Source organism: Mycolicibacterium vinylchloridicum (genome assembly GCF_013404075.1).
Classification (GTDB): domain Bacteria; phylum Actinomycetota; class Actinomycetes; order Mycobacteriales; family Mycobacteriaceae; genus Mycobacterium; species Mycobacterium vinylchloridicum.
In genome coordinates this window covers 71,120-96,302 of the sequence record NZ_JACBJQ010000020.1, presented here as the reverse complement: position 1 = coordinate 96,302, position 25,183 = coordinate 71,120, and the positions used below count along the sequence as shown (strand labels likewise).

The window sequence follows — 25,183 nt, the reverse complement described above, 5'->3', positions numbered from 1 at the left end:
CTGCCCACAATCGCAGCCTATCGGTTGGCCGCGAGCACCGAGAGAAGTTCGAATCCGACGTGGGCAGCGGCGATACCGGTGATCTCCGCGTGGTCGTAGGCCGGCGCCACCTCGACGATGTCGGCGCCGACGATGTCGAGGCCCACCAGACCGCGCAGGGTGTTGAGCAGCTCACGGGAGGTCAGCCCACCGGCCTCGGGGGTTCCGGTGCCGGGGGCGTGGGCGGGGTCGAGCACATCGATGTCGATCGACACGTACACCGGACCGCCCTCGAGCCGCTTGCGCATCCGCTCGACAATGCTTGCGACACCGTCGAATTCGTAATCGTCGGACCGGATGACCTGAAAGCCGAGCACGGAGTCCTGCTCCAGATCGGTCTTGCTGTACAGCGGCCCGCGGATGCCCATGTGCAGCGAGCGCTCCATGTCGATCAGCCCCTCCTCGCTGGCCCGCCGGAACGGGGTGCCGTGGGTGTAGGGCGAGCCGAAGTAGGTGTCCCACGTGTCGAGGTGGGCGTCGAAATGCAGGACAGCCACTTTTCCGTGGTCACGGGCCAGCGAACGCAGGATCGGCAGCGCGATCGTGTGATCGCCGCCGATCGTCAGCACGGTCGACCCGTCCTTGCGGAGATCGGTCATCGCGGTGTCGATCGTGGTGATCGCCTCGTCGATGTTGAACGGGTTGACCGCGATATCGCCGCAATCGGCCACCTGCTGCGTGGTGAACGGGGCGACGCCGAGGGCCGGATTGAAGGGCCGCAGCAGCTTGGACGCGGCCCGCACGTGCGAGGGTCCGAATCGCGCCCCCGGGCGGTAGGAAACCCCGCTGTCGAACGGCACGCCGACGATCCGGACGTCGGCGCCGGGCACCTCGGCGATCCGCGGCAGCCGCGCGAACGTCGACGGCTCGGTGTAACGGGGGTATGTGGTCGCGTCGACTGGTCCGACAATCTCCATGTTTCCTCCTCTGCCGGGCCGATGCGGCGAGGCTAGCCTGCAAAGGTGACCCGCATCGCCTGTGCGCAGATCGCACCCACGCTGGGGGCGGTGGCCGACAACCTCGAGCTGTCCGCGGACGCGGTCGCCGGCGCCGTCGGCCAGGGTGCCGACGTCGTCGTGCTACCCGAATTGGCCACCTCCGGCTATATGTTCGCCGATGCCGACGAAGCCCGCTCGGCGGCGCTGCGACCCGACGATCCCGCGTTCGACGTGTGGCGGGCTGCCGCGGGCGGGGCGATCGTCGTCGGCGGGTTCTGCGAACTCGGCGACGACGGCCTGCTCTACAACAGCGCAGTGGCGCTGGACCGCGACGGGCTGCTCGCCACCTACCGCAAGACCCACCTGTGGGACCGGGAGAAGCTGATCTTCACTCCCGGTGCCGAATTGCCGGCGGTACTGCGGACCCGGCACGGGGCGATCGCGGTGATGGTGTGCTACGACCTCGAATTCGGGGAGGTGACCCGGCGAGTCGCCGTCGACGGCGCCGAACTCATTGCGGCACCGGTCAACTGGCCGGTGTTTCCGCGGCCAGACGGGGAGCACCCGGGCGAAGTGATCACCGCGATGTCCACTGCGCGGCTCAACCGGATCGCGATTGCGGTGTGCGACCGCGCCGGCGAGGAGCGCGGGCAGCTGTGGACTCAAGGCAGCGCGATCATCGACCCCGACGGCTGGGTGGTCGCCGAAGCCGGTCCCGGATCTGCGCTGGTGGTCGGCGACGTCGACCTGTCGGAGACCCACGACAAGTCGCTGACGGAGCATGTCGACGTGCTCGCTGACCGGCGTATCGACTTGTACTGAGAGAGCTACCGCTATGACAACTCGAGGTGTTCGGCTCTGGCAGGTTGTAGTGGGAACCGTGCTGTTCTTCGGTGCCGTATTGGCGGCCGGCCTGGGCGTGGCCACTATCGCCTCCGGTGCTCCGACCTGCACGAACGTCAGCCCGACCACCACGATCTGTCAGAGCCCGGGCAACGCGCAGATCACCACCTCACCCGGCACCATCGCCACTCCGAACTGGGGTTGGCCGTTCTGGGGCGGCGGATTCATCATTTCGATCGGCTGACGGCCTCAATTGAAGGTGACTTTTTGCCCTTACGAGGGTTTGCCTGGACGGTATGCTGCCCTCATCGGGCCGAGCTTGGTCGGCCGCACGACGACGGGGAGTAGGGAAAATTATGAGCGCTGGTCGACTGAGTCGCCAGATTGCACTCTTTGCTGGCGGGGTCGCGATCGTCGGGATGGGGGCGTTGACCGCCTGCAGCTCGGACGCCAAGGAGAGCCCGTCCACGACCACAACGCCGTCGTCGTCCGTGACGCCGTCGCCGACGGAGAAGGCAGTGGGCCCGGGCGGGCCCAACTCGTTCTCGCCGACGGTCAACCCGGCACCTCCAGGTGCGGTGTGCAAGGAAGTCGTCGGCAACAACTGCGTTCGCTGACGTACTCCGGCGCCGTCCCCGCGATCAGGATCCCGCGGGGACGGGAACGCCGGCCGGGATGCCCGCACTGGGGATGTCGCAGCGGCTGCGGAAATCGTTCGCGGGCTGGCGAAGCGCCTTGATCTCGTCGCGCACCTGCGGGTTGGCGGCCAGGTAATCCTGGACCTTGGCGCGGATCTGCTCTTTCGGCAGGCCCCGCAGGCTGGTGAGGTAATCGTTGACGTCGGGGTGGGTGTACAGGTAGCCCGACATTGCGAACCCGACCCCTGACATGATGCCGGCCATATCGGCCGACGTGCAGTTCGGCGCCGGATCGGCGGTGGCGAGGCCGGGGACGCCGACAGCAAGAGCGCTGGCGGCCAACGTGATCGCGGCCGCCCGACGCACAGCGCGGGTGATGGTCATGGCCTCACACTGTACGACTGTGAGTTCCTCCGATTTGGCGTTTGTGAGGCCTGCTGACCGCGCGGGGAGTCGGCGTCACAATCGTGGCAGCGGCCAACGCCACGAGCGCCCCACCCAGAATCATGCCGCCGATGACATCGGTGAAGATGTGTGCGCGGACGTACAGTGCGAGCCAGGCGACCGTGAGGACGCCTGCCACCGCCACAGCTGACATCAATATCTGCACTGCGCGACTCCGCCCGACACCGAGGCACACCGCAATCGTCCCGAACAACGTCGCAGCTCCTGTGACATGGCCGGACGGGAACGAATGCGCGTAGAAATCAAGGATCGACCAGTCGGGCACCGAGTCATTGCGCAACTGGGCGAGATTCTCGGGCGACCGTTCGACTGTCGCCTTGAGTGTCTGTTCGATCACTGCGCCGGCGCCAACCGTCCCTGTCACGACAACGAGTCGCAGCACGTCTCGCGCCTGCAACGCCAGCAGCGCTCCGCTCACCAGCCCGGCTATCGCGACATGGACGGGTTTACCGATGAAGGTGAAAATGCCGTCTTCGTCGCCTTGCCACCTGTGTGACCGGTGGGCGTCGAACCAATTCCACACCGACGTGTCGAGCCCGGTCATCCACCAGGAATTGATCTCAATTGCCAGCACGGCCAGGACGACGAGGAGAACCCCGGAAAGGAAGATCAGCGTCAGTCGGCGCCGACGGGACATGGTATCGATGCCGATGATTGTGCCCTCGGTGAGATTCGAACTCACACTGCACGGGTTTTGAATCTGGATATGGTGGATTTTAGACCTGCGACGATGCTTCGTTCGGTGCTAAAACTGCAGATCAGAGTATGTATGCGTATGTGTTGATATGTACTCTTGGGTGTTGTTGTGTGTAGCAGGTGTGTAGTGGCTTGGTGAGGGAATGCCAGTTCAAGGCACTCATATCGGTGGCGGGCGCGATCTCAACAACTACTGAATTGCCTGCGTGAGAGGGGGCGACGTGAGCGATCCAGGTCGAGCGAGTCTGGAGTTGCCACAGTTGGGGCTTCACCACCTCCAAGCTTTGAGTGCCTCATGGCTGCGTCGCCTTGCCGGCGAGGCTGGATGGGATGTAAGCCAGACCGGCCTGCAAATGTGGCCGTTCGTCGTCGGCCCGCAAGACGGTCTACATATTTCGATAGACCCGCTGGAGTCCGCTCCATGGATCGCAGCAACTTCCAGCGACCCCAGCCGCCAAGAAGAGGTGGACGCCCTCGTTGTGCGCTGTGGGGCGTTGACTTCCGCCGCGACAGCGACCGCCGAGGGGCTCGGTGGCTATGTCTGGTATCAGTGCTCTCTGCAGACTGAGCAGTTAAATCTTGCCGATCCGCTATTCCAGTCGCGCATGCAAGAGCGGCTCTATTCGACAACGCACATCACAGGTTGGCGGCGCCTTGGTGAGGGGTTGCTGCTCAACTTCAACGAAGCTGCGCCTGAGGGAGACGGCCCGCCGTCCGATCTCGCTATGTTCCGCCCACCTACAACCGTCGATGTCTACATGGCTCTCGGCGGACCGATTGATGGACCGTTCACTCGTCCCGCCGTGCAGGCGATGGGCGAGGTGACCGCGGCGATCTGCACATTTGCACTTGGGCGGCCCGTGGACTTGCCCCCCACAATCTGGCCCGTTAGCAGCGACATGCTGCCCGAGCTCGAATCTCGGATGGCAGACCCGAGCATTCTGACCTTGGCTCGACATGGCAGGCCGCTTGATATTTTCGGTCTCGCAAACGAAGACAGAATGAGCTGGGACCGCGTTCGGGGCGCATTACTGAGCTATGACGCCGCGCTACGTGCGCAACGCGAGCAGGTTGCTGTCATCCTCTATGTCGTTGCCGCTGAGTGCCTGACGAATCCGTTCCAGCCTTGGAAGACCGAACGGCTGACTACGAGGTTCATCAAGTTTTTTGACGACCTCATGCCGGAGCACCTCGATGAGATGGTTCAACACGATAATTTCGAGCAGGCTTTCGGCATCGTTCGAGGAGTCAAACAGCCGAAAACTTTGCGACGCAATCTGCTTGGAAATCTATATGGATTCCGGTCTGAGCCCGTTCACGAAGGTCTCGCGATGGCTTACGAAGGGATGTCGCTCGCTGGCGCGGCAGGGCAACGTCGAATGCTGGCGCTCTGGTTTGCAGAGTGGGCGATTCTCCATTACTTAGAATCACGCCGAACGAGCCTGATCGGTCACCGAGTTACCGACCCGGATTTCGAGATTCCAGAAACACTGGATGGAGTCTCGCGGTATTTCAGTGAGTATCGAGGGATGGCTGGGGGAGCCCTGCCGCCGGTCGACGTATGGGGTGGAGCCATCGACAGAACACTGAAGCGGCAGCCGGTAACGATTTCTGGTGAACCTGGTGGCGCGGTGGGATGGTTCGGCGATTAGACTGAATCGGGCGCGAATCTGTCTGGTTCACAGGTGATCTCGAGCAGGATTAGTGGCGTAGGGCCGCTTCCCCGCAACACGACGTCGCCCCCGAGTACTTCGTTGATTCTGTCGAGTGTTGGCTGGAAGTTCTCGAAATTCTCAGCTAATGCGTCGTCTCTGCATATGCGTTGGCCCAGCCCCACTTTGCGCAGCTGCTCAATTCCTACCGAGGCCCTCACACTCACGCATGGCACTATCTATAAGCCGCCGCACCCGCCCGCGCGCGACGTGAGGCACGACCCTCGCGATCAAGGACTCAGTGGACGCGCGGCCGAGTGGCACCAAGGCTTTCAGCTCCGGTCTCGGGCGCGTCAGTGAAGGCGCGCGCACAAAGCCGAGCTATCGACGGACCAAATCAAGGCCTTCCGCCACGGCCGCCGCGACTGGAGCTACGAACTTTCGGGATCGACTTCTGCCATTTATCAACCGGGTGAAGCTTTTCGATTAACCGTTTGAGCTTTTCATCTGCAACCAAGGGGCTCCCGTCGTAGAGAACGGTATGCAGATCGCCCGACTTCGCGTCAAATATCAGTGCTGCCGCGCGCGAAAAGCCCATTTGATACTTCTTCGCACGGATGTAGTCCGTCAGAAGCGTCGTTGCGGACCCGAATTCTGGCGTCGCCGAATCCTCGACCGCCCAAACTAGGAGCCACGCGTCCGCGCGATTCGAACCGTATGGTCGAGTGACATGGTGGCCATGCCCGTCAACACGGAACCTTTTAACCAGTTCACGGGAGGTGTTCATCCATTCTTGCTGAGTACGCGTGGAGCCCGAGAGCAGAGTGGCTCCGATACTGCACCAACCGCTGCCTTTCCGGCTCTGCAACTCTCTAACCAGTGCCATCGTTGGCGAACCCGTGATTTCGGGCTTGGCAGCGGGCACATCCGACACCCCCGTCTCATACGCGTGCCACGCGTCGAGCGGATCCGTTCGGCTAGTGATGAATTGACGAGCTTGCCCTTTCCTCCTCCGGCGGTCGCCGGTCCGCACGTTGGTCATATGCGGAAGCTCGGCTTTCATCACGTCGGGGTCCGGCTGAACGTATAGACCGTTCTCGAAGAAGTAGAGAAAGAAGTCGAGCTCGTCCACGGCAGCGAACATGACTGTGGCCTCCGGATGCCTACGGCGCCGCAAATAGAGCAAGAACATTGCGGTAGCGGACGGGTCCACGAGTTCGATTACTAGTCTCAAGTCGTTCAAGGAGACGGTCCATGGGATGTTGTCTGCGTCGAGCAGGCCCGCTTGGAGCAAGTCGGCGGTCGCTGTGCTCACCCCAGACAAGTCTTCCAGACTCACTGCCATAGTGTGGATTTCGCGAATGTTCTCCGTACTTACCCAGCTACCGTCTCGAAGGCGGAATCCGCCATCCTTTTCCATCCGCTCCTTCAACCGGCCGGCCTGCTCTGCCGCTTTCGTCACGATCCGAACCAAGTCACTGCGAAGTCGGCGAGTATTGCCAGCCCGCGCGCTAGGAGCGAGAGCGACTGCTTTCTCCTCGGCGATGATCGCTATGTCATCGAGCACGAACAGGAGGTCGCCTTCGACCAGCTTTGTATAGCCTGCCGGATCACCTGCCTCCTCGAGATCGCTGGCAGGAACGAAGTACTCGAAACCTGAACGAATATCCGCGCCCGGTAGTACACGACTGAGGCACTTAGATGTCTCATCCTCTAGGTATTTGCCGCGGTGAGACTGGTATTCGTTCCACGATGGGGACTGTTTCAACCGCTGCTCGAAGTTTTCGCGAATCGCAGGGAGAGCCAAGGAAGGATGCACGAGCATGAAGCGGCCATTCCCGTCCGAGATGACTGGGTTCGTCCTGAGCGCGTTATCACCGGTAGTGAAGTTCGAAACGACCTCTTCGGGCGATCCAAGCTCGGTCGGTAGAACGAACTGGTTCAGAACGGCAGTGACCGTATTTTCGGAAGTTCCTAGCTTTGCCGCTATCTCAGCTGAGCTTACCGATATGTCATCATCAGATGGGTCCCAGGTTCCGTTCAGTCTGTTGCGAATGGATTCTTTCTCAGCGTCCGATAAATCCTCCTGATTGGCCATGCCCTCCTGAAGTTCGACCATCATTGCAGAAAGCCGATCATTGAACTTATCGGTCTGAATTTCGTGGCAGGCTTCCAACACGTTGATGGCGTCATTGAGATCGAAGGATAGGAGATTTATTAGAACGGTTTTCATCTGCGGGGTATCGAATAAATCCGTCAAAGTTGTTTTCACCATGTCGGCATATGATGATTCGCGGAGCAAGACTTCACTCGCTCGCGTGCTGGCCTGAATCTTGGCCATGGGATCAAGGGTGCCATCCTCGATAGCACGGAAAAGACCAATCATCGCCGAGAGCTGTATGATCCTATCTACGGCAGTCTTCCACTCTCCAATTTCGGCCCATATTTGTGGTGGATCGCCTTCTTGAGTCCTCGGGCTGGTGGCGGAAAGCATGGTTAGTAACTCGATTCGCGCTGGTCCGCCTTCAGTGTCCATGAAATTGGCGCCGCGCATAAAGGTCCAAGGCAACAGATTGATCCGGGCAACCTCGCAAACTGCGAATGTAGAGTGTCGGCTCAACCTGGTCGACAGCGATGAAATGGTCTTCGTCAACTGTTGTTCCAGCCATGGGAGTGTGGCATCGCCACCCGGTGACCGTTGGAGCAAAGCCGCAGACTCTGCGAGCACAGCCATCACTATTGCGCCGTGTCGGTCGATGCCCATGTCGACCCCTTCTGCCTTGTTCCGACGGCGGCGCCGCGTCTCGCGGCGCTTTGTCCTGGAGGTCATCTCCCGATGGTCACACGTACAGGCGATTGGCCGCGACGCAATTTTTCTTGGGGGACTGCTCTGCGCGAATTTCGAGCTTCGTAGACGGGCGGCGCGAGGAGGCGACGTTCACCCAGTTTCCACATAGTCCGAAACCTGAGCCGTTCTTGACGATCTCCGCAGGTCAGCGCGACGCGTATTGGCCGCACTAAATGGATTTCGCATCCGTTTAGTGAGGAGCAACGCGCTGACCTGCGCGGATGCTGTGTTTACTACACTTGAGCGTCCGGTGCACGCCCGTGAATGTCACATCAATAATGCCGCCGGCTAGCTAACTCTTCTTGACTGGGTTCCATATGGTGCGAAGCTAAAGCCCCTTTGTGGGATCTCCGCAGGTCAGCGCGACGCGTATTGGCCGCACTAAATGGATTCCCATCCGTTTAGTGCGGCGCAACGCGCTGACCTGCGCAGATGTTGTGTGTAGTAGGTGTGTAGCGTAGCAGTTCCAATTGCATTGCGAGATAGGCTAAGTACATGCTTCTACGTGCTGTTATGCGGTGCCCTCGGTGAGATTCGAACTCACACTGCACGGGTTTTGAATCCGTTTCCTCTGCCAGTTGGGATACGAGGGCCGGCCGCTGCTGCGGCGGTGTTCCACCATAGTTGATGGGCTGGGGAATACAGCTAACCGGTGGGTGGTGGCAGCCCGAGGTGGCTGTTTGCCGCTCTCCAGGCAACAATGGCCGCATGACCGACGCCCCAGACCGTACATCCCGCCGGGTGCTGATCGCCGAGGACGAGGCGTTGATCCGGCTGGATCTGGCCGAAATGCTTCGTGACGAGGGTTATGAAGTGGTCGGCGAGGCCGGTGACGGCCAAGAAGCTGTCGAGCTGGCCGAGCAGCTACATCCCGACCTGGTGATCATGGACGTCAAGATGCCGCGTCGCGACGGGATCGACGCCGCTGCCGAGATCGCCAGCAAGCGGATTGCGCCGATCGTGGTGCTCACCGCGTTCAGTCAGCGTGACCTGGTGGAGAAGGCTCGCGATGCCGGAGCGATGGCCTACTTGGTCAAGCCGTTCTCGATCAGTGATCTGATCCCGGCCATCGAGGTCGCGGTCAGCCGGTTCAGCGAGATCGCCGAGCTCGAGCGCGAGGTGGCCAACCTGTCCGACCGGCTGGAGACCCGCAAGCTGGTGGAGCGGGCCAAGGGGCTGCTGCAGACAAACCAGGGCATGTCCGAGCCGGAGGCGTTCAAGTGGATTCAGCGAGCCGCCATGGACCGGCGGACCACGATGAAGCGGGTGGCCGAGGTCGTTTTGGAGACTCTCGACACGCCCAAGGATGCATCGCCCTCCAGTTGATCGGTTAACGCTGCGTTTCCTCTGACCGCGCCGTTTGTCGCGATACGGAATATGCTCACGGCCAGGCGTTGGCCAAGATCACGCGCTGCGGTCACAGGTTGACTATGTTCAACCGCAGTGTCGAGGGGCGGACCCAGATCGTGGTTGGCGACGTCGGCGCCGTGAAACTACTGACCCGGAGGTGAAACGTGCGCGGACGCGCGACACGCAGTGCAATCGCCGCTAGCTCGGCGTTGTTGGCAGTGTTCGGAATCGCGGGCTGCAATCAGCAGACCCCGTCCAATGGTGGGAATTCCGCGCAGAGCGATCTGAAGATCGTCGAGCAAGTCCAGATCGACCAGGACGGCAAAGAGGTCAAGTCGGATTCGGGCACCGCCCCGGCCGACCCGGCCGGTGACGGCAAGGCCAGTTGCCCGCCGGTGTCGATCGCGATGGCCGGGGCGCTCAACGGCCCGGATGCCGCGCTCGGCATCAACATCAAGAACGGCGTGCAACTGGCCATCGACAAGCACAACGCGGCCAACCCCGGCTGCCAGGTGCAGCTGAAGCCGTTCGACACCGAAGGTGACCCGCAGAAGGCCACCGCGATCGCTCCGCAGATCGTCGACGATGCCTTCACCATCGGGCTCGTCGGCCCGGCGTTCTCCGGCGAGACCAAGGCCACCGGCGCGGTGTTCGACCAGGCAGGTCTGGTCGCGGCCACCGCGTCGGCCACCAACGTCACGCTGTCCGAACAGGGTTGGAAGACCTTCTTCCGCGGCCTGGCCAATGACGGTGTGCAGGGCCCCTCGGTTGCCAACTACATGAAGAACACCCTGGGCGACAAGAAGGTCTGCGTCGTCGACGACAGCACCGACTACGGTGTCGGCCTGGCCCAGGCTGTCCGCGAGACCCTCGGCTCGGTGGCCGACTCGGCCTGCAACATCTCGGTCAAGAAGGGCGACAAGGACTTCTCGGCCGCGGTGACCCAGGTCAAGGGCCAGTCGCCGGACTCGGTGTTCTACAGCGGCTACTACGCCGAAGCCGCTCCGTTCGTGCAGCAGTTGCGCGACGGCGGTTTCACCGGCAAGTTCGTCAGCGCCGACGGGACCAAGGACCCGGAGTTCGTCAAGCAGGCCGGGCAGTCCTCCAAGGACGCCATCCTGTCCTGCCCGTGCGGCCCGGCCACCGGTACTTTCGCCGACGAGTACACCAAGAAGTTCGGCCAGGCGCCGGGCACCTACAGCACCGAGGGCTATGACCTCGGAACTGTTCTGCTGAAGGGCATCGACGCCGGCAAGATCACCCGTCCGGACCTGCTCGACTGGGTCAAGAACTACGACGGGCAGGGCGTTGCCCGCAAGTACCAGTGGACCGACAAGGGTGAGCTGACCACCACGCTCATCTGGATCTACAAGGTTCAGTAGTCGATTCGCGAGACGCGTCCGGGACCGTGAGGCTCGGACGCGTTTCGTTTACACCGGACCGTAAGGAGTCGCCCCGGGATGATCCACGAGTGCCTCGGTCAGTACGCCTGCCTCGCCAGCGACATCGGATTCAATATCGATAACCTGCGAAATGGCTTCTGGCAGTTGACCATCGATGGATTGTCCTGGGGTGCGATCTACGCACTGGTGGCGGTCGGCTACACCCTGGTGTTCGGTGTGCTGCGACTGATCAACTTCGCGCACTCCGAGATCTTCATGCTGGGAATGTTCGGCGCATACTTCTGCCTGGACATGATCCTGGGATTCACACCCAGTGGGAACGCCTACAACAAAGGCGTACTGCTGACGGTGTTCTATCTCGCCATCGCCATGTTGTTCGCCATGTTGGTATCCGGCACCGCCGCAATGGGTTTGGAGGCCGTGGCGTATCGGCCGCTACGCCGGCGAAATGCGCGGCCGCTGACCTTCCTGATCACCGCCATCGGCATGTCGTTCGTGTTGCAGGAGTTCGTGCACTTCGTGCTGCCCAAGATCATCAAAGGCTACGGCGGCAGCAACGCCCAGCAGCCGATCATCCTGGTACAGCCCAAGAGCCAGTTCGAGGTCTTCGGCGCGACCGTCTCGAACGTGACCATCGTGGTGGTCGCCGCCGCGTTGGTGCTGGCGATGCTGACCGACGTCGCGATCAACCGGACCAAGTTCGGCCGGGGAATTCGAGCGGTGGCCCAGGACCCGACCACGGCGACGTTGATGGGGGTATCCCGGGAACGAATCATCATGACGACGTTCCTGATCGGCGGTCTGCTGGCCGGTGCGGCCGCGCTGCTCTACACGCTGAAGGTGCCGCAGGGCATCATCTACTCGGGCGGATTCCTGCTGGGGATCAAGGCGTTCTCGGCCGCGGTGCTCGGTGGCATCGGCAACCTGCGTGGAGCGCTGCTGGGCGGCCTGATCCTGGGCATCATGGAGAACTACGGCCAGGCGGTGTTCGGCACCCAGTGGCGCGATGTCGTCGCCTTCGTGCTGTTGGTGCTGGTGTTGCTGATCAGGCCCACCGGGATACTCGGTGAAAGCCTCGGAAAGGCGCGGGCATGACTCACCAGGCGGCACCAGGGAAATGGAGCGGTCGGCTGCTGGCCCCTGGGGATCGGCTGCGGGAATGGTGGTCGAACCTGAGCCGGGTGCAGAAGTGGGCCGTCGGCGTAGTCGGCTTCACGCTGCTGGCGTTGTCGCCGCTGTTTCCGCCGCCGTTCCTCGATACACCCGGAATCAGCTTCGGCGGCACCATGGCTCAGTTCGCGATGGTCGCGATCATCGCGATCGGCCTGAACGTCGTGGTCGGCCAAGCCGGCCTGCTCGACCTGGGCTACGTCGGGTTCTATGCGGTTGGTGCCTATACCGTTGCGCTGCTGACCAGTCCCGACAGCCCGTGGAACCGGGTCGGCACCTCCGGTCTCTTCGCCGAGAAATGGGCCTGGCTGGCCTGCGTGCCGATCGCGATGGCCGCTACCGCGATGGCCGGACTGATCCTCGGTATCCCCACCTTGAGGCTGCGCGGCGACTACCTGGCCATCGTCACACTGGGTTTCGGTGAGATCATCAGGCTCTTGGCCGACAACCTGTCCGACATCACCAATGGCTCACGCGGGCTCAATCAGGTGGCGTATCCGCACATCATCGAGACGGCCAAATATCCCGACGGGGTGTTCTCCAGCGGCAATTCGTCGGGCGAAGCGAATTACGGGACGTGGTGGTTCTGGCTGGGCTTGATCCTGATGGTCGCCATCCTGCTGCTGGTCGGCAATCTCGAGCGCAGCCGTGCGGGCCGGGCCTGGGTTGCCATCCGTGAGGACGAAGACGCCGCGGAAGTGATGGGTGTCAACACCTTTCGGTTCAAGTTGTGGGCATTCGTGATCGGGGCCGCGATCGGTGGGCTGTCCGGGGCGTTGTACGCCGGCCAGGTGCAGTACGTCGCGCCGCCGACGTTCAACATCATCAACTCGATGTTGTTCCTGTGTGCGGTGGTGCTCGGCGGGCAAGGCAACAAGCTCGGTGTCGTCTTCGGCGCCTTCGTGATCGTCTACCTGCCCAACCGAATGCTCGGCGTGCAAGTGCTGGGGATCAACCTCGGCGACCTGAAGTACTTGTTCTTCGGCCTGGCACTGGTGGTGCTGATGATCTTCCGTCCGCAAGGCCTGTTCCCGGTGCGCCAGCAGCTGCTGACCTACGGCAAGCGAGCCCGCTACCTGTTGCGCAGCGCCGACGAGACGAAGTCGGCCGCATGACCGCGCCTGCAGGCGGGCCCACCCAGGACGACCCGGACACCCCGATCGACGAGAGTCTGGCCGTCTTCACCCGCGACGTCGACGTCGCCGAGGGCGAAACCCTGTTGGAGACCAAGGATCTGACCGTGAAGTTCGGCGGCCTGACCGCCCTGGATTCGGTGAGCTTCGAGATCAAGCGTGGCGAAATCCTCGGGCTGATCGGGCCCAACGGCGCAGGCAAGACCACCTGCTTCAACGCGATCACCGGTGTCTACCGGCCCAGCTCGGGTTCGGTGACATTCGACGGGGCGCCGCTGGGGCGGATCAAGCGTCATCAGATCACCCGGCGGGGGATCGCCAGGACCTTCCAGAACATCCGGCTGTGGGGCGAGATGACCGCCCTGGAGAACGTCGTCGTCGGTACCGACGCCCGGCACAAGACGTCGGTACCCGGAGCTCTGGTGCGCACGCCGCGGCATCGGCGCGAGGAGCGGTCGGCCATCGAAAAGGCCGCTGCGCTCTTACAATTCGTCGGCATCGCGCACCGCGGTGAGGAGAAGGCCAAGAACCTGCCCTACGGCGACCAGCGGCGCCTCGAGATCGCCCGCGCGCTGGCCACCGAACCGAAACTGCTGTGCCTGGACGAGCCGGCAGCCGGGTTCAATCCCAGCGAGAAGGCCGCACTGATCGAGCTGATCCGCGCCATCCGCGACGACGGGTACACGGTGCTGCTCATCGAGCACGACATGCGGTTGGTCATGGGTGTGACCGACCGGATCGTGGTCCTGGAGTTCGGTCGCAAGATCGCCGACGGGCTGCCCGCCGAGATTCGCGAAGACCCGGCCGTGATCGCGGCCTATTTGGGGGTGCCCGATGACCAGCTCTGAGGCGCAGGTGCTGCTCGAGATCCGCGACGTCGTCGTACACTACGGCAGGATCGAAGCGCTGCACGGGGTTTCGCTCGAAGTGCGCCAGGGTGAGCTGGTCACACTGCTGGGATCCAACGGCGCGGGAAAGACCACGATGATGCGGGCCATCTCCGGTCTGCGGCCGTTGTCGTCGGGTTCGGTGTGGTTCGAAGGCCGTGACATCAGCCGGGTCAAGGCGCATCAGCGCGCGATCGACGGTTTGATCCAGGCTCCCGAGGGTCGGGGTGTGTTCCCCGGTATGAGTGTCACCGAGAACCTCGAAATGGGTTGCTACGGCCGCAAGTTCGACACCAAGGCGGCACACCGTGAGCGGTTGGACTGGGTGTTCGAGACCTTCCCGCGGCTGGCGGAGCGGCGCACCCAGGTCGGCGGCACCCTGTCCGGCGGCGAACAGCAGATGCTGGCCATCGGGCGCGCACTGATGGCGCGGCCGCGGGTGCTGCTGCTCGACGAGCCGTCGATGGGGCTGGCGCCGATGATCATCTCGCAGATCTTCAAGATCATCTCCGAGATCAACGCCCAGGGCACCACCGTGCTGTTGGTGGAACAGAACGCCCAGCAGGCGCTGAGCCGCTCCGATCGCGCTTACATCCTGGAGACCGGGACGGTGACCCGCAGCGGGCCGGCCCGAGAGTTGTTGGCCGACGACAGTATTCGCGCGGCCTACCTCGGGGTGGCCTGACCCGCGGGCATCCGCCAACGGTTTGACTTGGAGCGCGCTCTAACTTCTAACCTGATGGTGTGACGGACGGAAATGATGTATCCGGTCTGACGGTGGCTGAGATGGCGGCTGCCACGGGCGTGTCGGCGCACACCCTTCGGTATTACGAGCGCGCCGGGCTGATTCACCCCATCGCACGGAATCCGGGGAACCAGCGCCGGTACTCGGAGTCGGATGTCGAATGGGTCAACTTTCTCCTACGGTTGCGCGAGACCGGCATGGCGATCGCGAGGATGCGGGAGTACGCGAAGCTGCGCGCCGAAGGTCCGGCGACCGTCGAGGCGCGCCTGGGCTTGCTCGAAGTCCATCGAGCTGGGCTGCGGGAGCAGATCGCGTTGTTGTCCAGCCATGAGAAGGCCCTCGAAGCCAAGATCGCGACCTACCGTCACGAGCTCGCCGATTCTCGAGGACCGCAACCAGGGAGCAGACACCAATGAATGAAGCCACCACCCGCACAGAGCGCTACGAGCACGGCCTGGCAGTGCTCGACGCGGTCGACGGCACAGCCGGTGCCAACGTGATCAACGCACTGAGCGACATTTCCCCTGAACTGGGACACCAGGTTGTGGCTTGGGGATTCGGGGAGATCTACTCCCGGCCCGGGCTCGAACCTCGCGATCGGCAGTTGGTGACGCTCGGGATGCTGACCGCACTGGGTGGCTGCGAGCCGCAGCTCGATGTTCACATCAACGCGGCCCTCAACGTCGGGCTCAGCCCGCAGCAGATCATCGAGGCGCTCTTGCACTCGGCCGTCTACTGCGGATTCCCGCGGGCCCTGAACGCGACGTTCACCGCAAAGAAGGTGTTCGCCGAGCGAGGGCTCCTTCCGATCGGGTGATGCCGGTCTATCCGGTCACGGTGAGCACGCGCGGGCCGTGTTCGGTGATGGCGATGGTGTGCTCGGAGTGTGCGGTATTGGAGCCGTCGGCCGATCGAAGCGTCCAGCCGTCCGGGTCGACGGTCAACCGGCTGGTGCCGCGTCCCCACCACGGCTCCAGCGCCAGTGTCAGCCCCGGCCGCAGCGCCATGCCGCGTCCGTGCCGGCCGCGATTGGGGACGTGCGGATCCTCGTGCATGGTGCGGCCCAGACCATGGCCGCCGAAGTCGGTGTTGACGGCGTATCCCGCCGCCGCGGCCACCTCGCCGATGGCCGCGGAGATATCGCCGAGGTGACCGCCGGGGACCGCGGCGGCGATACCGGCCGCCAGGGCCCGTCTGGTCGACTCGATCAACGCGGTATCGGCCGGATCCGCGGTGTCGCCGACGACCACCGTGCGCGCGGAGTCGGCCACCCAGCCGTCGATCGAGACCGCGAAGTCCATCTTCAGCAGATCGCCGTCGCGCAAAACGTAGTCCCACGGAAGTCCGTGCAGCACAGCATCATTAACCGACAGGCAGATGACGTTACGGAAGGGACCGCGACCGAACGACGGTGCGTAGTCCCAGTAGCACGAAACCGCGCCGCGCTCGGCCACCATGTCTCGGGCCTGGTGTTCGAGCTGCATCAGGTTGACCCCGGGCTCGGCGCTGGCCGCCAACGCGGCGAGCACCTCCGCCACGAATTGGCCGGTGACTGCCATCTTGTCGATTTCCTTGGCGGTCTTGAGTTCGATCATCCCGGGCAACTCCTTCTGTCGGTATTTTTATACCGTATGCTGGCTCGTATGGTTCGCGTACCGCTGAGTCCCGAACAGATCCGAGCCGGCCAGCGCCTTGGGGCGCTGATCAGAACGGCGCGGGCCGGACGGGCACCTGAGGTCATCGCCAGGGATGCCGGAATCTCCCCGGAGACCCTGCGCAAGATCGAAGTCGGCAGGCTGCCCAGCCCCAGCTTCGGGACGGTGGTAAGTCTGTGTGACGCACTGGGTTTGCCGCTTCAGGAGGCTGTCGAGGTCTGGCGCGGGCAGGACGGCGCGGTCAGTCGACGCGAAACCGCTTGATCCTCGACGTCGCGCCCGATGCCAGCGTGACGGCGCTGCGGGGCACACCCAGATGGGCGGCGAGCAACCGGGCCGCGGCCTCGGTGGCCTTGCCCTCGATCGCGGGTTCGCGCACGTAGATCGTCAGCGCACCGTCGCCGGCCATCTCGACCAGCGGCCCCTTGCGGCTGCCGGGCTTGACGGTGACGACGACGGTCTGGGCCACCTACCGGGCGACGACCACGGAGGAGCCATGGCCGAACAGACCCTGGTTGGCCGTGACGCCGACTGTGGCGCCCTCGACCTGGCGTCCGGTGGCCTGGCCCTTGAGTTGCCAGGTCAGCTCGCAGACCTGGGCGATGGCCTGGGCGGGAATCGCCTCGCCGAAGCTGGCCAGTCCGCCCGAGGCGTTGACCGGAATGCGGCCGCCGATCGTGGTGGCGCCGCTGCGCAGCAGCGCCTCGGCCTCGCCCTTGGCGCACAATCCGAGGTGCTCGTACCAGTCGAGTTCGAGCGCCGTGGACAGGTCGTAGACCTCGGCCAGCGACAGGTCCTCGGGGCCGATACCGGCCTCGGCGTAGGCGGCGTCCAGGATCTGGTCCTTGAACACCCGCTCGGGACCGGGCACCACTGCGGTGGAATCCGTTGCAATATCCGGTAATTCGGGAAGATGCTGCGGATACTGCGGGCTCTGCAGGCTGATCGCCCGCACCGACGGCACACCCTGCACCGACCCGAGGTGCTTCTCGGTGAACGCCTTGCTCGCCACGATCACCGCGGCCGCGCCGTCCGACGTCGCGCAGATGTCGAGCAGCCGAAGCGGATCCGAGACCACCGGGCTGGCCAGCACGTCCTCGACGGTGGCTTCCTTGCGGTAGCGCGCGCTCGGGTTGTTCAGCCCGTGCTTGGCGTTCTTGACCTTGACGTTGGCGAAGTCTTCCAGCGTGGCGCCGTAGAGATCCATCCGGCGCCGTGCCAGCAGCGCGAAGTAGACGGTGTTGGTGGCGCCGATCAGGTGGAAGCGCTGCCAGTCGGGATCGTCTTTGCGTTCGCCGCCGACCGGGGCGAAGAAGCCCTTGGGTGTGGTGTCGGCGCCGATGACCAGGGCGACGTCGCAGAATCCGGCGAGGATCTGGGCGCGTGCGCTCTGCAGGGCCTGCGATCCGCTGGCGCAGGCGGCGTAGCTCGACGTGACCGGGATGCCGTTCCAGCCGAGCTTCTGCGCGAACGTCGCGCCCGCGACGAAGCCGGGGTAGCCGTTGCGGATGGTGTCGGCGCCGGCAACCAGCTGGATCTGGCGCCAGTCGAGGCCGGCCTCGGCCAGCGCGGCCCGTGCGGCGACCACGCCGTACTCGGTGAAGTCGCGGCCCCACTTGCCCCACGGGTGCATGCCCGCGCCGAGGATGTAGACGGGGTCAGGAGTGTTCATTCGGCGATCCTCCAGGCGTAGGTGAGGCGCTCGACGCCGTCGTCATCGGTGTACAGCGGCATCGTGGTCAGCTCGACTTCCATGCCGACCTTCAGATCAGCGGCCAGCGTGCCTTCGACGACCTTGCCCAGCACGATCAGGCCCTCGTCGGCGAGTTCGACGGCGGCGACGGCGAATGGCTCGAACGGGTCCGGCGACGGGTACGGCGGCGGCGGCGCGTAGCGGTTCTCGGTGTAGCTCCACACCCTGCCCCGCCGAGACAGCGCGACGGCGTCGAGAACATCGCTGTCACACGCCGGGTTGGGGCAGTTGTTGGCCCGCGGCGGGAACACATAGGTGCCGCATTGCGGGCACTTGCCGCCGATCAGATGCGGCACACCGGCGTCGTCGTAGTCCCACCAGCCGTCGATCGCCGGTAGTTGGGTGGGGGCGTCTGGAGAAGCTGGCACGGGGTCATCGTATGCGATGCGGTGCATCGAACTGAAACGTGTTCCAGTTCGGAAAGTTGGGATCGGTAGCCGGTGGGCACGGGTGGACTCGTGGCATGGGACTCTTCAAGAAACTGAGCGATCCGGCGCTGTTGGGCGGCCCGTCGAACAAGTCAGTAGCCGAGGACGACCCGATCTGGGAACCGATCAACGGCATTTCTCTGCAGGACTACGCGGACCTGGCGCGTCTTTCGCAGACCCACGGCATCACCGACGAGCCGGGGATGATCGCCCTGGCCCAGCGGGAGTGCGGGTGGGATCCGGCCGACACCAAGGCGGCAATGGACGGCTGGGTCCAGCGGATGGGCCAGTCGATGGCCGTCGGCCAACGCTTCCGCAAGCTCCTCGGGTATTGAGTGTCACCGGCGGTGCATAGAGTGAGGGCGTGACCGCGAGCGCTACCGATCAGAAGCCCACACTGTTGCTCTTGGACGGCAATTCGCTGGCGTTCCGGGCCTTCTATGCGCTGCCCGCCGAGAACTTCAAGACCAAGAACGGGCTGACCACCAACGCGGTGTACGGCTTCACCGCCATGCTGATCAACCTGCTGCGCGACGAGCAGCCCACGCACGTCGCGGCGGCCTTCGACGTCTCCCGGCAGACGTTCCGCTCCGAGCGCTATCCCGAATACAAGGCCAACCGCTCGGCGACGCCCGATGAGTTCCGCGGCCAGATCGACATCACCAAGGAAGTGCTGGTGGCGCTGGGCATCACGGTGCTGGCCGAGCCCGGGTTCGAGGCCGACGACATCATCGCCACCCTGGCCACCCAGGCCGAGCAGGAGGAGTACCGGGTTCTGGTGGTCACCGGCGACCGGGACTCGCTGCAGCTCGTCAGCCCGGACGTCACCGTGCTGTACCCGCGCAAGGGCGTCAGCGACCTGACCCGGTTCACCCCCGAAGCGGTGGTTGAGAAGTACGGTCTGACGCCCGCGCAATACCCGGACTTCGCGGCGCTGCGCGGCGACCCGAGCGACAACCTGCCCGGCATCCCCGGTGTCGGCGAGAAGACCGCGGCCAAGTGGATCGTGGAATACGGCTCGCTGCAGGGACTCGTCGACAACGTCGATGCGGTACGCGGCAAGGTCGGAGATTCGTTGCGTGCCAACCTGTCCAGCGTCGTGCTCAATCGGGAACTCACCGATCTGGTCAAGGATGTACCGCTGGCCCAGACTCCCGACACGCTGCGGATGCAGCCGTGGGACCGCGACCAGATCCACCGGCTGTTCGACGACCTCGAATTCCGGGTGCTGCGCGACCGGCTCTTCGACACCTTGGCCGCCGTCGAGCCCGAGGTCGACGAGGGCTTCGACGTCCGCGGCGGAATGCTCGAACCGGGCACGGTGAAGGCCTGGCTGGCCGAGCACGCCACCAGTGGCCGCTCGGGTGTCGCGGTCGTCGGTACCCATCAGGTCTACGACGGCGATGCCACCGCGCTGGCGATCGCCACCGCGGACGGTGAAGGCGCCTACCTCGATACGGCCGGCCTGACACCCGATGACGAGGCGGCGCTGGGGGCCTGGCTGGCCGACCCGAACGCGCCGAAGGTGTTGCACGAGGCCAAGATCGCCATGCACGACGTGGCGGGTCGGGGCTGGCAGCTGGCCGGCGTCACCTCCGACACCGCGCTGGCGGCCTACCTGGTGCGCCCCGGCCAGCGCAGCTTCGCCCTCGACGACCTGTCGCTGCGCTACCTGCGCCGCGAACTGCGTGCCGATAACCCTGAACAACAACAACTTTCGCTGCTCGACGACAGCGACGGGGTGGACGACCAGGCGGTGCAGACCGTCATCCTGCGCGCCCGCGCGGTCGCCGACCTGGCCGATGCGCTCGACCAGGAGCTGGACCGCATCGACTCGTCGTCGCTGCTGGGCCAGATGGAGCTGCCCGTGCAGGCGGTGCTCGCCGGCATGGAGACCGCGGGGATCGCGGTGGATCTGGACAAGCTCGACACCCTGCAGCGCGAATTCGGCGAGCAGATCCGGGTGGCCGCCGATGCGGCCTACGAGGTGATTGGCAAGCAGATCAACCTCGGCTCGCCCAAACAGCTGCAGGTCGTGCTGTTCGACGAGCTCGGCATGCCGAAGACCAAGCGCACCAAGACCGGCTACACCACTGACGCCGATGCCCTGCAGTCGTTGTTCGACAAGACCGCCCACCCGTTCCTCGAACACCTGCTGGCCCACCGCGACGCCACCCGGCTCAAGGTCACTGTCGACGGACTGCTGAAGTCGGTGGCCGCCGACGGGCGGATCCACACCACGTTCAACCAGACCATCGCGGCGACTGGGCGGCTGTCGTCGACCGAACCGAACCTGCAGAACATCCCGATCCGCACCGACGCCGGCCGAGAAATCCGTGACGCGTTCATCGTGGGTGACGGTTACACCGAACTGATGACCGCCGACTACAGCCAGATCGAGATGCGGATCATGGCCCACCTGTCCAAGGACGAGGGCCTGATCGAGGCGTTCAACACCGGCGAGGACCTGCACTCGTTCGTCGCGTCGCGGGCGTTCGACGTCCCGATCGACGAGGTCACTCCGGAGCTGCGGCGCCGGGTGAAGGCCATGTCGTACGGCTTGGCATACGGGCTCAGCGCCTATGGCCTGTCCTCCCAGCTGAAGATCAGCACCGAAGAGGCCAAGGTCCAGATGGACCAGTACTTCGCCCGGTTCGGCGGTATCCGCGACTACCTGCGCGACATCGTCGACCAAGCCCGCAAGGACGGCTACACCTCGACTGTCCTGGGCCGGCGGCGCTACCTGCCCGAGCTGGACAGCAGCAACCGCCAGCTGCGGGAGGCCGCCGAGCGGGCGGCGCTCAACGCCCCGATCCAGGGCAGCGCGGCCGACATCATCAAGGTCGCGATGATCCGCGTCGACGAGGCGCTGCGAAGCTCCGGACTGCAATCCCGGATGCTGCTGCAGGTGCACGACGAACTGCTGCTCGAGGTGGCCGAGGGGGAGCGGGACGCCGTCGAGAAGCTGGTGCGCGACAAGATGGGCGGCGCCTACCCGCTCGACGTCGACCTCGAAGTGTCGGTCGGTTACGGCCGCAGCTGGGATGCGGCCGCGCATTGATCGTCGTCACGAGGATCCCGGTCCAGGTGCAGCTCACGCGGACCGGTGGGCAGCCGCCAGTGAAAGGTGATGGCGGCCAGCCGTAACAGCGTCGCCACCAGCGACCCGATCGCCACAGCCAGCCACTGTGAGCCGAGCGCGTCGACCACGACGTAGACAACAGCGCCCAGCATTGCGGGCGCGGCATACATGTCGTCGGGACCCATCACCATCGGAACGTCCCGGGCGACAACGTCGCGCATGATGGTGCCGGCGATCGCCGACACCATGCCGAGCAGTGCGGCAGCGAAGTAGCTGGCACCGTGATCGACCGATATCGCCGCGCCCGTTGTCGCGAAGAACCCCATCCCGATGGCGTCGAGGACCAGCACGAGCTGGCTCAGCCTGATCACCAGCTTGGCAAACACCGTGGTCAGCAATGCGGCAACGAAACACACGGTGATCGGGGCCCAGCGCTGCAGCGAGGCCGGCGGAAACACGCCCAGAAGGACGTCGCGCAGCAGATTTCCGCCGATGCCTGTCAAGACGGCGGAGACGGCGATGCCGAAGAGATCGAATCCCTTTCGGACACCGACCACCGCACCCGAGGTCGCGAGGACCGCGATCCCGGCGTATTCCAGGATGTGCTGAATCATGCCCGCGAAGGTAGGAGGCGAAGCTAGGAGCCGGCTGGCAAGCGGGTCGGTCAGCCCAGGGGCGGGCGGTACCCGTTCAGCCAGTGCAGGGCCGGCCCGGCAGCCGCGCGCGCCGCGACGATGCCGTCGACCTCCAGCTGCTGCAGCGCCAGCACCCGGGCATCGACGAAACCCCGCTCGATGCGGTCGCGTACGAATGCCAACTCCACGACCTGGATGGCGAATTTCTTGACCCCGCGGCCACCGGTGCGGCCGCCGGACCGGGTCGCGGCGGCGACCGCTTCCTTGCGGGTGCGCATCGTCCCCAGCCAGCCTGCCTCGGCCGGGGTGACCAGACCCGCGGCGACCATGCCGGGCAGCTTCCCGGCGACGATGCGCTGTTCACGCTTGCGGCTCTGTACCGCCAGCGTGATCGCCAGCGCGAACACCGGCATCATCCACACCACGTACAGCCCGAAGTACGCGCCAGGGCCTAGCAGTGCCGAGCCGTTCCACAGCCCGTGCATGATCACCGCGGCGAGGTAGCCGATCAATACGCAACCCGCTTTGGTCAGCCAATTACGTTGCTGCAGAGCGAAATACACCCCTATCGCGGTGAAGGTGGTGAACAGCGGATGGGCGAACGGGCCCATGACGAGGCGCAGGGCCGCGGTGACCAGCGAGTCGCCCAGTGTGCCGCCGTCGGCGATGTAGAAGATGTTCTCCAGCCAGGCGAATCCGGCCGCCGTCACACCCGCATAGACCAGGCAGTCGGTCAGCGAATTCAACTCGTGGCGACGCACACCCGTCATCATGATCAGCAGGAACAGGCCCTTGGCGGCCTCCTCGATCACCGGAGCGCCGACGGCGATGGTGATCGGGCTGGACTCGGCCGCGCCATTGTTCACCGCGGCGTCGACGATCATCTCCAGCACCACTGACACCACGACCGCCACCGATGCACCCCACAGGAAGGCCATCACCAGCAGCCGGGGCGGCTCGGGCTCCCAGCGGTCCAGCCAGAGATAGGCCAGCAGCACCAGCGCCATCGCGATCGTGGCGAGGACGAAGCCGATCGCCGTGCCGATCGGATTCACCGCGGTCAGCAGGATCAAGATCAGTCCGGCAATGGTGCCGAGGACGATGATGACCGCCAGCGGTGCTCCGGCTTTGCGTACTTGGCGCGGCAACGCGGGGCTGTTCACCCCTGCAGATTAGTTGGCGCACAGCTGCCTCACAGACCCGGGTTTGTCCAGCGTGTGCCTAGTCGAGTAGGCTCTTGAGGTACCTGTGCGCACTTTGCGGGTACATCACCACAGGCACCAGAAAACTGTCCCTACGATTGAAGCTGTCCGGAGCAACCCAACAATATGCCAAGTCCCGTCGCCACCTCACCGCAAGTAGCCCTCAATGACATCGGCTCAGCGGAGGATTTTCTCGCCGCCATCGACAAGACCATCAAATACTTCAACGATGGCGACATCGTCGAAGGGACCATCGTCAAGGTTGACCGTGACGAAGTCTTGCTCGACATCGGCTACAAGACCGAGGGTGTCATTCCCTCCCGCGAACTTTCCATCAAGCACGACGTCGACCCCAATGAGGTTGTGTCCGTCGGTGACGAAGTGGAAGCCCTGGTCCTCACCAAGGAGGACAAAGAAGGCCGCCTGATCCTGTCCAAGAAGCGCGCCCAGTACGAGCGCGCCTGGGGCACCATCGAGGCCCTCAAGGAGAAGGACGAGGCCGTCAAGGGCACCGTCATCGAGGTCGTCAAGGGCGGCCTGATCCTCGACATCGGCCTGCGCGGCTTCCTGCCCGCGTCGTTGGTCGAGATGCGCCGCGTGCGCGATCTGCAGCCGTACATCGGCAAGGAGATCGAGGCCAAGATCATCGAGCTGGACAAGAACCGCAACAACGTGGTGCTGTCGCGGCGCGCCTGGCTGGAGCAGACCCAGTCCGAGGTGCGCAGCGAGTTCCTCAACCAGCTGCAGAAGGGCGCCATCCGCAAGGGTGTCGTGTCCTCGATCGTCAACTTCGGCGCCTTCGTCGACCTCGGTGGGGTCGACGGCCTGGTGCACGTCTCCGAGCTGTCCTGGAAGCACATCGACCACCCGTCCGAGGTGGTTCAGGTGGGCGATGAGGTCACCGTCGAGGTGCTCGACGTCGACATGGACCGCGAGCGGGTTTCGTTGTCGCTCAAGGCGACTCAGGAAGATCCGTGGCGCCACTTCGCCCGTACCCACGCGATCGGCCAGATCGTGCCGGGCAAGGTCACCAAGCTGGTGCCGTTCGGTGCGTTCGTCCGCGTCGAAGAGGGCATCGAGGGCCTGGTGCACATCTCCGAGCTGGCCGAGCGCCACGTCGAGGTGCCCGATCAGGTCGTGGCCGTCGGCGACGACGCGATGGTCAAGGTCATCGACATCGACCTGGAGCGCCGCCGCATCTCGCTGAGCCTCAAGCAGGCCAACGAGGACTACACCGAGGAGTTCGACCCCTCGAAGTACGGCATGGCCGACAGCTACGACGAGGCGGGGAACTACATCTTCCCCGAAGGCTTCGACGCCGACACCAACGAGTGGCTCGAGGGCTTCGACAAGCAGCGCACCGAGTGGGAAGCCCGCTACGCCGAGGCCGAGCGCCGGCACAAGATGCACACCGCGCAGATGGAGAAGTTCGCCAAGGCCGAGGCCGAGGCGGCCGAGCGTCCCGCGGGCAACGGCTCGTCGTCGTCCTCGTCCTCCAGCTCAGGTGAGTCGGCCGGCGGTTCGCTGGCCAGCGATGCCCAGCTCGCGGCTCTTCGCGAGAAGCTGGCGGGGAACGCCTAAGAATCCACGATTGACGCCCCGGCTCACCCGAGCCGGGGCG

General features: G+C 64.3%; 26 protein-coding genes and 1 tRNA gene. 16 read left to right on the top strand and 11 right to left on the bottom strand.

The window, feature by feature from the left end:
- Window positions 1-17: 17 nt before the first annotated feature.
- Window positions 18-956, bottom strand: a complete 939-nt coding sequence (gene speB, locus HPC46_RS18185; protein WP_179472362.1) for an agmatinase — start codon at window positions 954-956, stop codon at window positions 18-20.
- Window positions 957-1,001: 45 nt separating this feature from the next.
- On the opposite strand from speB, the gene HPC46_RS18180 reads away from it, so the two are divergent.
- The 3 genes from HPC46_RS18180 to HPC46_RS18170 all read left to right on the top strand — a co-directional run bounded on the left by HPC46_RS18180 (window position 1,002) and on the right by HPC46_RS18170 (window position 2,437).
- On the top strand, window positions 1,002-1,799 hold the full coding sequence (locus tag HPC46_RS18180) for a nitrilase-related carbon-nitrogen hydrolase (protein ID WP_179472360.1): 798 nt from the start codon (window positions 1,002-1,004) through the stop codon (window positions 1,797-1,799).
- A 49-nt stretch (window positions 1,800-1,848) separates the two neighbouring features.
- Window positions 1,849-2,064, top strand: coding sequence for a hypothetical protein (locus tag HPC46_RS18175; protein WP_179472358.1), 216 nt, complete (start codon window positions 1,849-1,851; stop codon window positions 2,062-2,064).
- 112 nt (window positions 2,065-2,176) lie between these two features.
- Window positions 2,177-2,437 carry a hypothetical protein gene (locus HPC46_RS18170; protein WP_179472356.1) on the top strand — a complete coding sequence of 87 codons (261 nt, stop codon included), beginning with the start codon at window positions 2,177-2,179 and terminating at the stop codon, window positions 2,435-2,437.
- A gap of 24 nt (window positions 2,438-2,461) precedes the next feature.
- On the opposite strand, the gene HPC46_RS18165 is transcribed toward HPC46_RS18170, so the two are convergent.
- Together HPC46_RS18165 and HPC46_RS18160 are read right to left on the bottom strand one after the other, a co-directional pair.
- Complete coding sequence (locus HPC46_RS18165) at window positions 2,462-2,836, bottom strand: heme-binding protein (protein WP_407665519.1); 375 nt, start codon at window positions 2,834-2,836, stop codon at window positions 2,462-2,464.
- 10 nt (window positions 2,837-2,846) lie between these two features.
- Window positions 2,847-3,605, bottom strand: coding sequence for a phosphatase PAP2 family protein (locus HPC46_RS18160; protein ID WP_179472352.1), 759 nt, complete (start codon window positions 3,603-3,605; stop codon window positions 2,847-2,849).
- A gap of 235 nt (window positions 3,606-3,840) precedes the next feature.
- Here HPC46_RS18160 and HPC46_RS18155 point away from each other — a divergent pair, with 235 nt between their 5' ends.
- A complete protein-coding gene (locus HPC46_RS18155) occupies window positions 3,841-5,271 on the top strand; it encodes a hypothetical protein (RefSeq protein ID WP_179472350.1) in 1,431 nt (476 codons plus the stop codon).
- 397 nt (window positions 5,272-5,668) lie between these two features.
- Here the strand turns inward: HPC46_RS18155 and HPC46_RS18150 are convergent, their stop codons facing one another.
- Complete coding sequence (locus tag HPC46_RS18150; RefSeq protein ID WP_179472348.1) at window positions 5,669-8,101, bottom strand: preprotein translocase subunit SecA; 2,433 nt, start codon at window positions 8,099-8,101, stop codon at window positions 5,669-5,671.
- 537 nt (window positions 8,102-8,638) lie between these two features.
- Window positions 8,639-8,712 (bottom strand) — tRNA-Leu (locus tag HPC46_RS18145).
- Window positions 8,713-8,827: 115 nt separating this feature from the next.
- On the opposite strand from HPC46_RS18145, the gene HPC46_RS18140 reads away from it, so the two are divergent.
- From HPC46_RS18140 to HPC46_RS18105, 8 genes are all read left to right on the top strand, one after another.
- Entirely contained in the window at window positions 8,828-9,445 is a 618-nt protein-coding gene (locus HPC46_RS18140; protein WP_179472346.1) for a two-component system response regulator PdtaR, read from the top strand.
- 188 nt (window positions 9,446-9,633) lie between these two features.
- Window positions 9,634-10,851, top strand: a complete 1,218-nt coding sequence (locus HPC46_RS18135; RefSeq protein ID WP_179472344.1) for a branched-chain amino acid ABC transporter substrate-binding protein — start codon at window positions 9,634-9,636, stop codon at window positions 10,849-10,851.
- A 78-nt stretch (window positions 10,852-10,929) separates the two neighbouring features.
- Entirely contained in the window at window positions 10,930-11,967 is a 1,038-nt protein-coding gene (locus tag HPC46_RS18130) for a branched-chain amino acid ABC transporter permease (protein ID WP_179472342.1), read from the top strand.
- A complete protein-coding gene (locus tag HPC46_RS18125; RefSeq protein WP_179472340.1) occupies window positions 11,964-13,157 on the top strand; it encodes a branched-chain amino acid ABC transporter permease in 1,194 nt (397 codons plus the stop codon). The genes HPC46_RS18130 and HPC46_RS18125 overlap by 4 nt, the downstream gene beginning before the upstream one ends.
- A complete protein-coding gene (locus tag HPC46_RS18120) occupies window positions 13,154-14,023 on the top strand; it encodes an ABC transporter ATP-binding protein (RefSeq protein ID WP_233716488.1) in 870 nt (289 codons plus the stop codon). Before HPC46_RS18125 ends, HPC46_RS18120 begins: the two co-directional genes overlap by 4 nt.
- Complete coding sequence (locus HPC46_RS18115; RefSeq protein WP_179472338.1) at window positions 14,010-14,747, top strand: ABC transporter ATP-binding protein; 738 nt, start codon at window positions 14,010-14,012, stop codon at window positions 14,745-14,747. Before HPC46_RS18120 ends, HPC46_RS18115 begins: the two co-directional genes overlap by 14 nt.
- Before the next feature lie 59 nt (window positions 14,748-14,806).
- Window positions 14,807-15,223, top strand: coding sequence for a MerR family transcriptional regulator (locus HPC46_RS18110; RefSeq protein WP_218894328.1), 417 nt, complete (start codon window positions 14,807-14,809; stop codon window positions 15,221-15,223).
- Window positions 15,220-15,624, top strand: a complete 405-nt coding sequence (locus tag HPC46_RS18105) for a carboxymuconolactone decarboxylase family protein (protein ID WP_179472336.1) — start codon at window positions 15,220-15,222, stop codon at window positions 15,622-15,624. Before HPC46_RS18110 ends, HPC46_RS18105 begins: the two co-directional genes overlap by 4 nt.
- Before the next feature lie 7 nt (window positions 15,625-15,631).
- Here the strand turns inward: HPC46_RS18105 and map are convergent, their stop codons facing one another.
- Window positions 15,632-16,402: a type I methionyl aminopeptidase gene (map, locus tag HPC46_RS18100; protein ID WP_179472334.1), complete on the bottom strand. Its 771-nt coding sequence runs from the start codon at window positions 16,400-16,402 to the stop codon at window positions 15,632-15,634.
- A gap of 48 nt (window positions 16,403-16,450) precedes the next feature.
- Between map and HPC46_RS18095 the strand changes: the two genes are divergently transcribed.
- Window positions 16,451-16,726, top strand: a complete 276-nt coding sequence (locus HPC46_RS18095; RefSeq protein ID WP_179472331.1) for a helix-turn-helix domain-containing protein — start codon at window positions 16,451-16,453, stop codon at window positions 16,724-16,726.
- Here the strand turns inward: HPC46_RS18095 and HPC46_RS18090 are convergent.
- From HPC46_RS18090 to HPC46_RS18080, 3 genes are read right to left on the bottom strand one after another with little or no spacing between them, the layout of a single operon-like run.
- Entirely contained in the window at window positions 16,704-16,931 is a 228-nt protein-coding gene (locus tag HPC46_RS18090) for a DUF167 domain-containing protein (RefSeq protein WP_179472329.1), read from the bottom strand. The genes HPC46_RS18095 and HPC46_RS18090 overlap by 23 nt on opposite strands.
- Window positions 16,932-18,134, bottom strand: a complete 1,203-nt coding sequence (locus tag HPC46_RS18085) for a lipid-transfer protein (protein WP_179472327.1) — start codon at window positions 18,132-18,134, stop codon at window positions 16,932-16,934.
- A complete protein-coding gene (locus tag HPC46_RS18080; protein WP_179472325.1) occupies window positions 18,131-18,610 on the bottom strand; it encodes a Zn-ribbon domain-containing OB-fold protein in 480 nt (159 codons plus the stop codon). The genes HPC46_RS18085 and HPC46_RS18080 overlap by 4 nt, the downstream gene beginning before the upstream one ends.
- Before the next feature lie 68 nt (window positions 18,611-18,678).
- Here HPC46_RS18080 and HPC46_RS18075 point away from each other — a divergent pair, with 68 nt between their 5' ends.
- Together HPC46_RS18075 and polA are read left to right on the top strand one after the other, a co-directional pair.
- The gene (locus HPC46_RS18075; protein ID WP_179472323.1) at window positions 18,679-18,978 is read left to right on the top strand and encodes a hypothetical protein; all 300 of its coding nucleotides are present in this window, start codon (window positions 18,679-18,681) and stop codon (window positions 18,976-18,978) included.
- 29 nt (window positions 18,979-19,007) lie between these two features.
- Window positions 19,008-21,704, top strand: a complete 2,697-nt coding sequence (gene polA, locus HPC46_RS18070) for a DNA polymerase I (RefSeq protein WP_179472321.1) — start codon at window positions 19,008-19,010, stop codon at window positions 21,702-21,704.
- Here the strand turns inward: polA and HPC46_RS18065 are convergent.
- A complete protein-coding gene (locus HPC46_RS18065) occupies window positions 21,671-22,339 on the bottom strand; it encodes a trimeric intracellular cation channel family protein (protein ID WP_179472319.1) in 669 nt (222 codons plus the stop codon). The two genes, polA and HPC46_RS18065, sit on opposite strands and share 34 nt — an antisense overlap.
- A 50-nt stretch (window positions 22,340-22,389) precedes the next feature.
- A complete protein-coding gene (locus HPC46_RS18060) occupies window positions 22,390-23,523 on the bottom strand; it encodes a PrsW family intramembrane metalloprotease (RefSeq protein WP_179472317.1) in 1,134 nt (377 codons plus the stop codon).
- A 165-nt stretch (window positions 23,524-23,688) separates the two neighbouring features.
- On the opposite strand from HPC46_RS18060, the gene rpsA reads away from it, so the two are divergent.
- Entirely contained in the window at window positions 23,689-25,143 is a 1,455-nt protein-coding gene (gene rpsA, locus HPC46_RS18055) for a 30S ribosomal protein S1 (protein WP_179472315.1), read from the top strand.
- Window positions 25,144-25,183: the final 40 nt, after the last annotated feature.

Excerpts from the sequence above, each read along its gene's own strand:
- rpsA (WP_179472315.1), top strand. The coding sequence starts at position 23,689 with ATGCCAAGTCCCGTCGCCACCTCACCGCAAGTAGCCCTCAATGACATC.
- HPC46_RS18080 (WP_179472325.1), bottom strand. The coding sequence starts at position 18,610 with ATGCACCGCATCGCATACGATGACCCCGTGCCAGCTTCTCCAGACGCC.
- HPC46_RS18170 (WP_179472356.1), top strand. The coding sequence starts at position 2,177 with ATGAGCGCTGGTCGACTGAGTCGCCAGATTGCACTCTTTGCTGGCGGG.
- speB (WP_179472362.1), bottom strand. The coding sequence starts at position 956 with ATGGAGATTGTCGGACCAGTCGACGCGACCACATACCCCCGTTACACC.
- HPC46_RS18105 (WP_179472336.1), top strand. The coding sequence starts at position 15,220 with ATGAATGAAGCCACCACCCGCACAGAGCGCTACGAGCACGGCCTGGCA.
- HPC46_RS18150 (WP_179472348.1), bottom strand. The coding sequence starts at position 8,101 with ATGACCTCCAGGACAAAGCGCCGCGAGACGCGGCGCCGCCGTCGGAAC.
- HPC46_RS18085 (WP_179472327.1), bottom strand. The coding sequence starts at position 18,134 with ATGAACACTCCTGACCCCGTCTACATCCTCGGCGCGGGCATGCACCCG.
- HPC46_RS18065 (WP_179472319.1), bottom strand. The coding sequence starts at position 22,339 with ATGATTCAGCACATCCTGGAATACGCCGGGATCGCGGTCCTCGCGACC.
- HPC46_RS18125 (WP_179472340.1), top strand. The coding sequence starts at position 11,964 with ATGACTCACCAGGCGGCACCAGGGAAATGGAGCGGTCGGCTGCTGGCC.
- map (WP_179472334.1), bottom strand. The coding sequence starts at position 16,402 with ATGATCGAACTCAAGACCGCCAAGGAAATCGACAAGATGGCAGTCACC.
- HPC46_RS18120 (WP_233716488.1), top strand. The coding sequence starts at position 13,154 with ATGACCGCGCCTGCAGGCGGGCCCACCCAGGACGACCCGGACACCCCG.
- HPC46_RS18095 (WP_179472331.1), top strand. The coding sequence starts at position 16,451 with ATGGTTCGCGTACCGCTGAGTCCCGAACAGATCCGAGCCGGCCAGCGC.
- HPC46_RS18130 (WP_179472342.1), top strand. The coding sequence starts at position 10,930 with ATGATCCACGAGTGCCTCGGTCAGTACGCCTGCCTCGCCAGCGACATC.
- HPC46_RS18115 (WP_179472338.1), top strand. The coding sequence starts at position 14,010 with ATGACCAGCTCTGAGGCGCAGGTGCTGCTCGAGATCCGCGACGTCGTC.
- HPC46_RS18140 (WP_179472346.1), top strand. The coding sequence starts at position 8,828 with ATGACCGACGCCCCAGACCGTACATCCCGCCGGGTGCTGATCGCCGAG.
- HPC46_RS18075 (WP_179472323.1), top strand. The coding sequence starts at position 18,679 with ATGGGACTCTTCAAGAAACTGAGCGATCCGGCGCTGTTGGGCGGCCCG.